Below are 11,927 nucleotides of genomic sequence, written 5' to 3' on the forward strand. Positions count from 1 at the left end.
GACTTTCTGACATTTGCTTATTATCTGTACAAAAAATCTACAAGACAAATTTCCTATGTCCTGTAGATTTTATTTTAGCTCCTATTTCTTTTAAAACACTTTCCACGACGAATTTTGTTCACAATTCCTATGATTCCACCCTGTTTTTTCCATCCATACAGTCCATGTAGTCCACAAGATATGGTATAGATAAGACTAAATAACACTAAATATATGGTTTCAATCCTCCTTCGCCTAGTAGGACACAAAATACTCGACCGCATTCTCCGGGAAATATTCCTTAAACTCGCTGTAGAGCTGTGCGGCAAGGGTTTTGTTGTGGGCAATGATGAGGGTAGGCTTCTGGATTCGCTGGATGACATTTGCCATGGTGAAGGTCTTTCCAGAGCCCGTAACCCCTAGTAAAGTCTGGAATTGGTTGCCTTCCTGGAAGCCTTTTACAAGGGCTTCAATCGCCTGCGGCTGGTCGCCGGTGGGCTGGTATTCTGAGTGTAATTTGAACTCCATTTTCGCTTTTTCCTTCCTTGGTGACCACTTAAAAAGTTCGCCTATTAGGCAGAAATTCGTAAAAGAAGACCGTTTTGAGTTGCCTAATAGACGAACTTTTGCCATTTTACGAATGAAGGTCACCAAAATGCTATTTTCTTAACTCCGCAACACTATATAAACTCAATGAAATTAGTAATACCAAATGTCACCAAAATTATAACATAGCGGAAGGAAAAAGTATAGGCGCAAGTATGAACATTTGTTCTTTCCCTGCGCCTTGTTTCATTTTGAGAACCAAATTGATATTTGATTGAAACTACTACTGCCCTTAATTTTTAAACATAATCTTCTGCCGGAACTTCGATTTCCAACAGTTCTTCCTCAAGCTGCTTGTCTACCTCCTTTATCGGAAGCACCTCATCTATGAACGGCTGGATTTCATCTACACAGTCAGCAATAATTTCCCGGTTATCACCATATACATCTAAGGTGATTAGCTCCGTTGCATGTCCCATTAATTTGGATACCGCTTTGGGATTAAAATTATTTTTCAAAAGCAGTGTGCAGAAGGTACTGCGTAAATGATGCCACTTTATATCCGGCAGGTTGTTATCCGCTAACAGTTTTTTATAATATTTCCAATGGAAATCCTTGCTTCGCGGTTTCCCGTAGTTAGAGCAGCAAACATATCCTGAATCCTGAAACTGGCTTCTCCTGCGACTCTTATTTCTCTCATACACCTCCCTCTGTTGCAGAATCGCCTCAAACACATAATCTGGTATCGGAATATCACGATAGCTCGATGGGGTCTTCAATCCAAGTTCCTGTTTCGTAAAGGTTTTAGGTGGAAAGTCTTCTTTTTTTGTGTTGATTTTCTTCCCCAACTGCCGGCGAAGCTTTAGTGTTCGGTTAATATAGTCAATATCCGAATATTTCACGCCGTTGATTTCCCTTCTGCGAAGTCCCATTAATACATTAAACAGGATCTGCATATGTATCGGCGTGTCCCTGCTGGCCTCCAATAGAATCAGAATCTGATCCATTGTCAGGGTTTTCTGTGTGTCAATACTGCGGGCATGGTATTCCTTCTTCTTTACCTTTTTAGGAAGATTGATACCAACTGCCGGATTCTCCGCAATGATTTTTTTCTCTACAGCATAATTCATAGAGACATTCATCACCGTTTTAACCAGCCTTGAGACTGATACAGAATATTCTGCCCGGTCGTTATACAGCTTTTGAACATCTCCACGGTTAACGGCTGACATCTTTTTATTTCCAAGGATTGGAATAATGTGGTTATACACAATATTGGAATAAGCAGCATAAGTTTCTTCGCTTCTTACCCTCTTGCATATATCCTCCTTTATCCAGAACTCTAAAAAGTCACTTACTTTAACATTCTCATATACAATATAAGTTCCAGCATGTAATTTACCTATTGTGTTATCCCTGGCAGCATTAGCCTCTTTATCTGTCTTAAATCCCGACTTTTGCTGAGTTCTTTCAGTACCATCTATGTATTTTAAAACAACACGGTATCCGAATTTTCCCTTTATAGGAATCACTGGCTTTACTTCCCAATCCACATACTGCTGAAGGCTCAAATCAATTATCATACTGCCCTCCTTTCCACCGGAACAAACGCTTGATTCATAAATGCCAGAATATTCTCGTTTTCATCCATCACGTCACAATAATATTCAAACGTTGTGTGGACAGAGCCGTGCCCAAGTAATGCAGATATCTTAATCAGTGGAACCCCCATCTCAATCAAAATCGTTGCATACATATGCCTTAATCCATGTACCGTGATATGCGGAAGGCCATTCTTGCTACAAATTCCAGTTAAAGCGCTATTTAAAGCTGACAAACTATGTAGTTTTCCATTTTTCTGACAACTGATATAATCCTTGTCATCATATTGACCAGCATAAACTACCTTATTGAACTCCACAAGTCGTTTCCGTTTTTCCAGTTCCTCTATGATTATGGCTGGAACCCGCAAAACTCGGAAACTGTTTGGTGTTTTGGGATCACGTTCTATCAGTCCGTAATTGTCTATTTTACTTCCACTCCCTTTTTTAATAAGTGGATCTGAAGCAATCTGCCTTCTGATAGTTACGGTCCTCTTCTCCATATCCAAATCACTGAATTTAAGTCCAAGAATCTCGCCTTTTCGTAAGCCACAGAATAGGCCTAACAATATTTCCAAATACCAGTTATTTTCGGAAGACGCTTTCAGCAGGACCTTGATTTTTTCTTTACTCAGAATTGTTATCTTTGGCTTTTGTCTCTTATACGGCTTTGTGCCAATAACCGGATTGGTTTTAATATACCCACCGATTACTGCCTCTTTCATTGCCATATTTAGAATCTCCCGCCCTTTATTTCCTGCAGAGGCACTGACCTTCGCTACCCGCTCCAATAATGCATCAAGATATTCTACATTGGTGAACCGGACCTTGATGTCGTACTCAATATTCGGCAGGATTAAGTCATAAACCGCATACGCGCCTACCATTCTGGTTGTTGTTTCAATTCTTTGAGAGAATATCTCCTCAAACCAATAAATCAAATAATCCTTAAGCGTGACTTCTGTATTGATTTGATGTGCCAGATGATAGGCCCGATACGCCTTTTTAAACTCATCTTCGTGTCGCCTATAGCTCTTATCAGCCTCTTCACTGGTAGCAAACCCGCCCTTTTTGCTGTACTTTATCGAACCATCGTCCTGAAGTATCTTGGTACGGTGATACCATGAATTATTTTCAAAAAAAGCTGCACTATTCTGTGGTTTTCTTTTCAACTGTCTCACCCGCCTTAACTAATTCCGTCTAGCCAGTCATCAAAAGATTGTTTGGGAACCCTGAAAAGCTTTCCAACTTTAAGGACCCGGAACGGCTTTTGATTCCGATACGCCTCGTCCAAAAAGGTATATGTTTTGCTCCTCCCAATCCCTAAAATCTCCTGGATTTCCTCTGCGTTATATACTTTTTTATCTTTCTGTAAAACTTCTATCGCTGTCACCCCCTTTACAAAGGCAACTAGTACAGCATTGCTTAAATATCAGTGATTAAATTACTAATGGTATCCCGGCATATGTCCACTTAAATGGGTGTGCTGTAAGATTGTATTGTTCAATAAAGCGCAGGATGCTTGCTTCCAGTTCTTCTATTGATAGGTAGCTTTTCCGCTTCAGCAGCTTCCGGTTAATGATGCCAAACCATATCTCAATCTGGTTCATCCAGGAACTGTGTTTCGGAGTATAGACAAAGCGGATCCGGTGGGAAGGGTCATGCAGGAAATCCGCTCGGCTTTCCATACTTTTAAGGATCCCTGTTTTCCCTTTTTTGCCCAGTTCCACGCCAAGGGCACAGGCTTCTGCCACAAAGCGGACAAGGGCTTCCGATTTATGGGTGTTTAGGCCATCGCATATAAATGTCCATGGGGCTTGCGGGTCTGTCCCTACCAATGCTTTCACGGCTTCCACAAAATCCTCTTCTGTGCGTGTGGAGTTTAAATACGGCATTTCCATACGGCCCGTTGCAACATCAAAGAACCCGATGAGGCTGGTCGTGCCATGGCGGATATACTCAAACTCCATTTTGGCGCACTGGCCGGGTAATGGGAGCTTGTCAGGATATTTATGTTCCAGCGCTTGTACCCCGGTCATTTCATCCGTGGAAACAATGTGTGCACCTTCCCGGCTTTGTTCCTGGGCACTCTGGTACAGGCCGCAGATTTCGTTTACTTTCCGCGCAAAAGATTCCGGGGCTTCCGTCTTTTCCGAAGAATGAAGCCAGTAACGGATTTTGTGGGGATGTAAATCTACCTCATTTTTAAAAAACGGCTGACAGATTTCTCAGAAATCTGTTCAGCGATCCCCTGCTTTTTAATTTCTGCCACTAACAGCGGGAGACTCCACTGGCTTACTTCGTACCCAAAATCATTTGGGTTGCTGCAGGCAAGGTCGATGATCCGCATGATCTGGTCCGGCGTAAAAACAGACGGGGCACCGGGGCGTTTTTTATCGGACAGGACTGCCCGTATCTCATCTTCAAGCTTTTTCGGGTCGTCCATTTCAATCCTCCGCAAGGCTGGGAGCGCCGCGAGGAACCGACTGCGCCAGGTGGCAACATTATTATAATGAAGCCCGACCTGTGGTGCAATATTCTGGTTGAGTTCCCCCTGTGACGCAAGCAGGACAATGCTGGCTCTTTTGACCAGTCCTGACGGAAGGGAGCGGCTTTTTGAAAAAGCAGATAATATGTTTTTCATGGCATCAGATAAAACCGGGATAGTATCAATTGTTTTCCTTCGCATAATAACACATCCATTCTTTAGTGATAGAATTATTATGCACCGACTACAATAAAAAAGCAACGTCTATTCATTATTATTTTGGCAATGCTGTACTAGCCATGAGCATGATTGATGCCACCTAACATGGTTCAATCTTAGACTAATCGCTAATACTATATTGATTTCACAAAACCGCTCAGTTTTTAAAACAGTCTGTTTCTCTACAATCATTGTAAAAAATTGGCTTTTGTTTCCTCAAGAGCATTTCACAATTTTTTTACTTCTTATAATATTTCATTAAGGTGGTTGTGCTTTCTCCAAAGCAAATTTTATGCCGTATTTACTCGTCCCCCGGCATCTGGAGTTGTCCTACCTGTTCGCAAAACAGCTTAAACCACGCCAGATGTTTCCATACTAACGCAGCCTCCCCTCATTAGGTGAGCGGCAGTCCCCACAAGTTTCCAACTGATATCATCCTCGCACAGCTTATGCGGCCGTCACAAGCCATCAAACCCCTGCCCGGGCTTATTTTGATTTGATATATTTCGCAGCATTTCTGCTATGGCGTATCTCTCGTATGCTCGATTTCAGTTTTTGTTATAGGACAACTGAACCTATGCTATTTTCAATGTACAAAAAATAAACCTTATATAATATAAATAGGATTAGAATGGGATTATTTAGAAATTTTATAGAAAAACTTTTGAGAAAATACAAAATGCGCCCGACTGCAAAATGCAATCGGGCGCAAGTGAAATATAAACAGTATTATAGTGATGTGTGTAATCATCTATGAAGCCGAAATATCCCGTACCGGGGGGCGGGCTTTTTTTGATGAAAAGAATGTAACATTATGTCGATACAAAAGAAACACGGCGGTAAAATATGTTTGAATTATTTTGGTGTTTTAAACGTAATATCGATACAATAGCGGAAGCTGCTACCGCACAAATATGGCTGATAAGTACGGCACCCCATATTCCGTTTAGCCCAAATCCTAAAAATGAAAGAAGATAAGCTAAAGGCATACGGACGACAATATAGTAAAAAATCATTAACAACATACTTTTTGCAGGCTTACCAAAACCGTTCAATACTCCAAGAAAGCTATTTGTTACTGTATTTAGAACATAGCCGATACCCACAATGGAAAAGTACACACCGACAATAGCTGCAACATCAGGGCTATTTACAAAAAGGCCGGAAAGCTGTCTTGAAAATGTTACTATGACAATAGAGAGAATTAAGAGCAGTAAACACCCATATTTCAAAGCGCACTTTAAATAATCTTTTGCGCGATCAACCCGTTGTCCACCGATACACTGACCTATAATTGCAGTTAAGACCATATTCAACGCCATAGCCGGATAGAAAAGTATAGTTACCAGTTTTCCGGTAATGCCATATGCCGCAATCTCAGTAATGCTGTATGTACTTACTAACGCGGTTAAAAATGTTGTGCTTACCGCCGGAATGCTTTGTTGAATGACGGACGGTATGGCTTTTTGGACAAGAGGTAAAACAGCCGCTTTGTTGCTGCGTTCAGTTTAAGCACATTTATAGAACATCTACAAGATTCCGTGTATGAAAAAGCAAAAACCTATAATAACAATTCCTTGAATCCCCTCTATTTGCTCATGTTCCATGCCATTTCCCAAAAGGCAAGCTCGTAACGGGAGCAGGCTACGAAGATATCTGTGAGGTGCTTGATCTGGTCCTCGGTGTAGCTGCAGGTCAGCCGGTCTGTTGTTTCCAGCAGCAATACATTCGTCTCACTGTAGTGGGGATCAGCATAACCCTTGACCCAATCTCCATAGAAAGGATGCTCCAGCGCCGCCGGACGGTTCTCTACGATTTTTTTGGCGATTACCTCATAGCTGTAGGCACAAGACAGGATAGCGGCCAGAATTTCGGCCTCTCCCTCTTCATATGCCACCCGGAGCATATAGGAGGTATAGGAGAGATTATCCAGCGCCCGGGGTGTGGCCTTAAGTTCCTCCCAGGAAATCGAGAATCTGCCCATATAGCCACGGTGAATGTCCATCTCCCCTTCTGTCAGTAAGGTCACATATTTAGAAAACAGCTGGATTACCTCAGGGCTTTTGGCCTTGGCGATGCCCAACGCAAACACTTTAGCATACTCCTCCAGATAGAGATAGTCCTGTATGATGTAATACTTGAATTTCTCCCGGTCTAACGTGCCGTCCTGGATCCCCCTCACAAAAGGATGCGCATTATAAGACGCCCAAATATCCTTTGTTGCGGACAAAAGCCGCTCTGTTATCTTCATTACTCTGCCTCCTTTGCGTATACACCTGTCAGATTGAAATTGTGCTGCATAGGTCCCCGGCCCTTCCCCAAATTCAGCATGGCCCCCAGTGCGCCGGAAAGGTACTCTTTCGACCGCCGGATAGATGCGGGCAGGTCAAAGCCCTTAGCCAGATTGGCCGCAATGGCGCTGGAAAGCGTGCAGCCGGTTCCGTGCGTGTTTGGGTTATTGATGCGCGTTCCATGAAACCATGTCCCCACGCCGCCCGCATAGAGGAAGTCGTTGGCGTCATTGATGTTGTGCCCGCCTTTAAGCAGGACTGCGCAGCCGTAAGCGTTGCTGATCTGTTTTGCAGCGGCTTCAATGTCCTCCGGTCTGTGGATAACCATGCCGGAGAGGATCTCCGCCTCCGGGATGTTGGGCGTGGTCACGGCCGCCAAAGGGAGCAGACAGGTTTTCAGATTGTCCACCGCCTCTTCAGAAATCAGCCGGTCGCCGCTGGTCGCCACCATCACCGGGTCCACCACGACGTTCCTTGCCTGGTAGAAGCGCAGCCGCTCTGCGATTTTCTCAATCAGTCCGCAGGAGGCTACCATACCGATTTTCACCGCGTCAGGCGGAATGTCCTCGAATACCGCGTCAATCTGCTGCCCGAGAAAATCGGGTGTCATTTCTACAATTTCTCTTACGCCGATGGTGTTCTGCGCTACCAGCGCCGTAATAGCGCTCATGGCGAAAACACCGTTCATGGTCATCGCTTTCAGATCGGCCTGAATCCCGGCGCCTCCGCTGGGGTCTGTCCCAGCGATTGATAATGCTGTTCTCATTGCTATATCTCCTTTGCATTATTTTTATAGAGCGGCAAAAGGTGGTGCCCCCAATTTGCCGCTTAAAACTCCCAGCCGCTAAACCGGAAGGAAGTTCCTGAGTTTATCCAATTGCGTCAAATCTTTCAGGTATAGATCGGACAGAGTACAGATTTCCTCCTGATTCTTTTCATGGCTGTCATACACCGCCGCTACCGGAAACCCGGCCGCTTTCGCCGCTTTGACGGCATAGAGCGCATCGTCAAACACAACTGTCTCTGCCTTCTTTGTTCCCAGGAAGCGAAGCGCTGCTTCAAAAATTTCCGGTTCGTCCTTGCCGTGACCCACCTCGTTGCAGGTAAAAATCTCCCCAAAACAGGACAGCACCCCACACCGCTCCAGGGCATCCTCCACTAGATACCGGTCTGTGGCAGTGGCGATACACAGCTTGACTTTGCTCCGCTGGAGCTGTGCCAGCAGCTCCTTTACTCCCGCCTTCAGCGGAACCTCAAAACGGTAATACCGCTCCAGCATGGCGTTGACCCCAGCCATAATCTCCTTAATACTCAGCGTCACACCATACTCTGTCTGGTAATAGCAGGCCGCCTGGTGCAGGCTCATATTTTTAAACGTATCGTTCAAATTCTCCCGCGGCTCATATCCGATGGAGCGCAAATAGGTCTCGCCAATCGTATCCCAAATAAACATGGAATCCAACAGCGTACCGTCAACATCAAAAATCACGCCGCAAATCCTCATGCCCTTACCATCCTCTCTGCCAGCGCCCGAAGCTCCTGGCAATTCCTCTCAATATCCTCTGCCGAGAAGATGGCGGATACCAGGGCCGCCCCGTCCACGCCGCTGCCGGCCAGGCTAAGAAGGTTGTCCCGGTTGATGCCGCCGATAGCTACGATGGGCACATCCACCGCGCTGCAAATATCCCGTAGGGTCTCGCTGGTCATCTGGTCCGCGTCAGCCTTGGTGCTTGTGGGAAACACCGCTCCCAAACCCAGGTAGTCCGCGCCGTCGTGGACAGCCTGACGGGCCTCCTCAACCGTGTGGACAGAGACACCGAGAATCATCGCGTCCCCCACCCGGCGGCGGACCTCCCCCGCCACCATATCTTCCTGGCCCACATGGATTCCGTCCGCCCCGCATGCGACGGCAATATCCACGTTGTCATTCACAATAAAGGGTATGTGGTACCGGCGGCACAGGGCGCAGATGTCCTTAGCCTCCTGAAGAAACGCCGCTTCGTCCAGCTCTTTCTCCCGCAGCTGCACACAAGTTACGCCGCCTTTCAATGCCGCTTCTACCTGCTCATAGAGAGTCTGCTCCCCGCTCCAGGTCCGGTCGGTGACAGCATAGAGCAGCATATGCCGCTTATCGCATTTCATAGTTTGCTCCTTTCTCCAGTTCCGCCGGGGTCAGGCGGTACATGGCGTCGATAATATAGTTCCGGTAAGAGGCGTTACCGTCCAGCCCTGTCATACGTTTGTAGGCGACTTCTCCGCACAGACCCATGGCGCACACGGCGGCCGCAGCGGCCTCCAGGGACTGATCCGGGTTTGCTGTGACAAAGGCCGCAGTCAGAGCAGAAAGCTGGCAGCCGGTTCCGGTGATGGAGGACATCTCCGGACGGCCGTTGCGTATACAAAAGGCCCGCTCCTCATCCGCCACAATGTCAATCGCTCCGGTAACGGCAATCACCGCCCCAATGCGCCTTGCAAGCTCCTTGACGAAGGATACTGCCCCATCCAGATTGTCTTCAGTCACCCGATCCGCCACATCAGCATCCACGCCCTTGGTGGTGCCGCTGCCGGAGGCAAGGGTCTTGATCTCCGAGATGTTGCCCCTAATTACCGCGAACTTCACTTCCTTTAGCAGCCGGAGGGCCGTGTCCGTCCGTAGCGTGGAAGCCCCGGCTCCCACCGGGTCCAGTACTACGGGGTGCCCCAGCTCGTTGGCACGCTTCCCGGCGGCAAGCATGGCCGGAATGGTGCGCTGATTCAGCGTGCCGATGTTGATGGTCAGTCCGCCGCAGATACTGGTAATCTCCACAGCGTCCCCCGGATCATCCGCCATAATAGGTGAGCCGCCGCAAGCCAGCAGCATGTTTGCGCAATCGTTGACAGTGACATAGTTGGTGATACAGTGAACCAGCGGGGATTTCTGCCGGACACTTTCAAAAATCTGTTCAAACATAGTATGATACTCCTTTGTAATGAGAGAAAACGGCCCTGTATAGCGGCGCCTTCCCCTAATGATGACAGACCGCTAGAGTCTGCCGGTTGGAAAGATTCGGTCGAGGCTTACTGGCCTCCTCTCACGCCGGAACACGGCTTCCCATCGCTGTCATACAAGGTTCAGGGCGCTCCCCCTCAACCCGCCGCAGGCATACCGCGGTTGCTGTTCTCACATCCTTTCCTTCAAAAAGCGCAAAAAAACAGGAGACACCTGCATAGGATGCCCCCTGAAAAAGTACCAATCTCCACGACTTCCTCCGGCGGCATTATCCGCATCAGGTTCAAGGGTCGAAGGTCTACCTTCCTCTCAGCCTGTCACACAAGCTCCCCTGTTTATTCTGTTAGCGCTATTATAGCATTCCAGTTTTTGCTTTGCAAGTGGCGGCCGCAGGAAAACTTGATTGGTATCAGCGCTTTTTAGAAAACCACTCCTCCATTGTCTGCAACAATTCCTCTTCCTCAATCACATAACTTCCTACAAAGTGCTTACAAGAACCTCTGCTTCTATGCATCTCAAATCAGTCTAAACGTGTTTTTATGATAATCAATAATCCCGTCCCGCTTCATGTAGGACAGCTCTCGTGAAAGTGCGCTGCGCTCCACGTTGAGGTATTCTGCCATAGAGTTTCTATTCATCGGAATCGTAAATGTTCTTTTTTGTTGTTCGCGGGCTATACACTGTAAGTAGGTCAATATTTTCTCCCGTATTGTCGGACGCAGCAGACAATCTATACGTTCGTGCAGTACAAGCCCCTTTTTGGCAACAATGCTTATATAGTTGCGTAATAGCCTGTCATGCCGGGGGCAGGCCTTTTCGCACCGGGCCAATACGCGTTCAAAAGGGATTTGCAATACCAGGACATCATCCTCCGCCTGTACAGTAACAGGACTTTTGTGTTCTAAACTTGCCGCTAAAATAACCCCTATCTCGCTTCCCTTTTTCAGAAGAGAAATAAGAATCACTCTGTCAGAGGGATCCCACTTTATTGCGCGTCCATGCCCTGATAGCATAATTCCGAAGTCGTATACCTTGTTCCCTTCCTCAATGATATAGTCGCCTTTGGCGTACCGGACATACTTTGCACAGAGGCAATAAAGGAGCCCATCAATTTCCTCTGGTTCAATGGCGAAAAATAGATTTGTCTGCTTTAAATCTTCTATAAACTCACGCATCACAATAACCTCGTTTTTTGTTGCGTGTGCAACAAGGCATTTGTCAAAATTGTACTATAATAAAATCTGAAAAACAAGAGAAGAGAAAGGAAATCTCAAAATTATGATCAAAGAAAGAACGCTTTGGATTACCCGCACAGCAGTTTTTATCGCCTTACTTGTCGTATTGCAGGCGGCTACCGGAGCATTAGGGAGCACTATTATTACTGGGTCTGTTGTGAATATGCTGATGATTGTTTCCGTTATGACCTGCGGCATGATGTCAGGACTTTGCGTTGCTGTCATTTCGCCTGTTATGGCGAAGCTGATTGGAATAGGCCCTCTTTGGAGCCTGATCCCCTTTATCGTGGCAGGAAACATTACCCTCGTGCTGATTTGGCACTTCATTGGCAACAGGCGTTGGGGGCATAAATATACCGCACCAATGATTGCTTTGGCAGCTGCGGCAGCCGCCAAATTCTTGGTCCTATACCTTGGAATCGCGCAAATAGCCGTGCCGTTCTTTTTAAGATTACCGGCTCCGCAGGCGGCGGTGATTTCGAATATGTTCTCTATACCACAGCTGCTAACAGCCCTTTTGGGCGGCGGTGTTGCGCTGTTGGTACTTTCGCCGTTAAAAAAAGCAATCTAGGGAGGGCG

Annotated in this window: 13 protein-coding genes, 1 pseudogene and 1 riboswitch; of the genes and pseudogenes, 1 reads left to right on the forward strand and 13 read right to left on the reverse strand. The window is 46.5% G+C overall.

From position 1 onward, the window contains the following. Positions 1–237: 237 nt before the first annotated feature. The 13 genes and pseudogenes from LA360_RS08625 to LA360_RS08685 all read right to left on the reverse strand — a co-directional run. Positions 238–507 (reverse strand): annotated as a pseudogene (locus LA360_RS08625) (DEAD/DEAH box helicase family protein); the annotation flags it as partial. 317 nt (positions 508–824) lie between these two features. Continuing rightward, positions 825–2,108: a tyrosine-type recombinase/integrase gene (locus LA360_RS08630; protein ID WP_089776243.1), complete on the reverse strand. Its 1,284-nt coding sequence runs from the start codon at positions 2,106–2,108 to the stop codon at positions 825–827. Next, positions 2,105–3,298 (reverse strand): site-specific integrase, encoded by a 1,194-nt coding sequence (locus LA360_RS08635; RefSeq protein WP_022201197.1) that lies wholly within the window; start codon positions 3,296–3,298, stop codon positions 2,105–2,107. Before LA360_RS08635 ends, LA360_RS08630 begins: the two co-directional genes overlap by 4 nt. A gap of 14 nt (positions 3,299–3,312) precedes the next feature. Continuing rightward, positions 3,313–3,519 carry a helix-turn-helix domain-containing protein gene (locus LA360_RS08640; RefSeq protein WP_034534641.1) on the reverse strand — a complete coding sequence of 69 codons (207 nt, stop codon included), beginning with the start codon at positions 3,517–3,519 and terminating at the stop codon, positions 3,313–3,315. Between the two features lie 46 nt (positions 3,520–3,565). Further along, positions 3,566–4,351: a transposase gene (locus LA360_RS08645; protein ID WP_112481403.1), complete on the reverse strand. Its 786-nt coding sequence runs from the start codon at positions 4,349–4,351 to the stop codon at positions 3,566–3,568. Next, the gene (locus tag LA360_RS08650) at positions 4,321–4,815 is read right to left on the reverse strand and encodes a helix-turn-helix domain-containing protein (RefSeq protein ID WP_112481404.1); all 495 of its coding nucleotides are present in this window, start codon (positions 4,813–4,815) and stop codon (positions 4,321–4,323) included. Before LA360_RS08650 ends, LA360_RS08645 begins: the two co-directional genes overlap by 31 nt. An 830-nt stretch (positions 4,816–5,645) precedes the next feature. Further along, on the reverse strand, positions 5,646–6,293 hold the full coding sequence (locus LA360_RS08655; protein WP_089776625.1) for an MATE family efflux transporter: 648 nt from the start codon (positions 6,291–6,293) through the stop codon (positions 5,646–5,648). A 128-nt stretch (positions 6,294–6,421) separates the two neighbouring features. Further along, positions 6,422–7,084: a thiaminase II gene (gene tenA, locus LA360_RS08660; protein ID WP_022201198.1), complete on the reverse strand. Its 663-nt coding sequence runs from the start codon at positions 7,082–7,084 to the stop codon at positions 6,422–6,424. Beyond that, the gene (gene thiD / locus LA360_RS08665; RefSeq protein ID WP_022201199.1) at positions 7,084–7,890 is read right to left on the reverse strand and encodes a bifunctional hydroxymethylpyrimidine kinase/phosphomethylpyrimidine kinase; all 807 of its coding nucleotides are present in this window, start codon (positions 7,888–7,890) and stop codon (positions 7,084–7,086) included. The genes tenA and thiD overlap by 1 nt, the downstream gene beginning before the upstream one ends. A 78-nt stretch (positions 7,891–7,968) precedes the next feature. Then, on the reverse strand, positions 7,969–8,628 hold the full coding sequence (locus tag LA360_RS08670) for an HAD family hydrolase (protein WP_112481723.1): 660 nt from the start codon (positions 8,626–8,628) through the stop codon (positions 7,969–7,971). Further along, positions 8,625–9,266, reverse strand: a complete 642-nt coding sequence (thiE, locus tag LA360_RS08675; RefSeq protein ID WP_022201201.1) for a thiamine phosphate synthase — start codon at positions 9,264–9,266, stop codon at positions 8,625–8,627. The genes LA360_RS08670 and thiE overlap by 4 nt, the downstream gene beginning before the upstream one ends. Continuing rightward, on the reverse strand, positions 9,253–10,074 hold the full coding sequence (gene thiM, locus LA360_RS08680; RefSeq protein WP_022201202.1) for a hydroxyethylthiazole kinase: 822 nt from the start codon (positions 10,072–10,074) through the stop codon (positions 9,253–9,255). The genes thiE and thiM overlap by 14 nt, the downstream gene beginning before the upstream one ends. Positions 10,075–10,350: 276 nt before the next feature. Next, positions 10,351–10,456: riboswitch (TPP riboswitch) on the reverse strand. A gap of 172 nt (positions 10,457–10,628) precedes the next feature. After that, positions 10,629–11,288 (reverse strand): Crp/Fnr family transcriptional regulator, encoded by a 660-nt coding sequence (locus tag LA360_RS08685; protein WP_089776626.1) that lies wholly within the window; start codon positions 11,286–11,288, stop codon positions 10,629–10,631. Between the two features lie 103 nt (positions 11,289–11,391). On the opposite strand from LA360_RS08685, the gene LA360_RS08690 reads away from it, so the two are divergent. Continuing rightward, entirely contained in the window at positions 11,392–11,919 is a 528-nt protein-coding gene (locus LA360_RS08690; protein WP_022201204.1) for an ECF transporter S component, read from the forward strand. The last annotated feature ends 8 nt before the right edge of the window (positions 11,920–11,927 follow it).

Origin of the sequence: Enterocloster clostridioformis (assembly GCF_020297485.1) — a bacterium.
GTDB classification, from domain to species: domain Bacteria; phylum Bacillota; class Clostridia; order Lachnospirales; family Lachnospiraceae; genus Enterocloster; species Enterocloster clostridioformis.

Bases quoted from the DNA above. Each gene is read 5' to 3' on its own strand.
- LA360_RS08630 (WP_089776243.1), bottom strand. From the start codon at position 2,108: ATGATAATTGATTTGAGCCTTCAGCAGTATGTGGATTGGGAAGTAAAG.
- LA360_RS08650 (WP_112481404.1), bottom strand. From the start codon at position 4,815: ATGCGAAGGAAAACAATTGATACTATCCCGGTTTTATCTGATGCCATG.
- tenA (WP_022201198.1), bottom strand. From the start codon at position 7,084: ATGAAGATAACAGAGCGGCTTTTGTCCGCAACAAAGGATATTTGGGCG.
- thiD (WP_022201199.1), bottom strand. From the start codon at position 7,890: ATGAGAACAGCATTATCAATCGCTGGGACAGACCCCAGCGGAGGCGCC.
- LA360_RS08670 (WP_112481723.1), bottom strand. From the start codon at position 8,628: ATGAGGATTTGCGGCGTGATTTTTGATGTTGACGGTACGCTGTTGGAT.
- thiE (WP_022201201.1), bottom strand. From the start codon at position 9,266: ATGAAATGCGATAAGCGGCATATGCTGCTCTATGCTGTCACCGACCGG.
- thiM (WP_022201202.1), bottom strand. From the start codon at position 10,074: ATGTTTGAACAGATTTTTGAAAGTGTCCGGCAGAAATCCCCGCTGGTT.
- LA360_RS08685 (WP_089776626.1), bottom strand. From the start codon at position 11,288: ATGCGTGAGTTTATAGAAGATTTAAAGCAGACAAATCTATTTTTCGCC.
- LA360_RS08690 (WP_022201204.1), top strand. From the start codon at position 11,392: ATGATCAAAGAAAGAACGCTTTGGATTACCCGCACAGCAGTTTTTATC.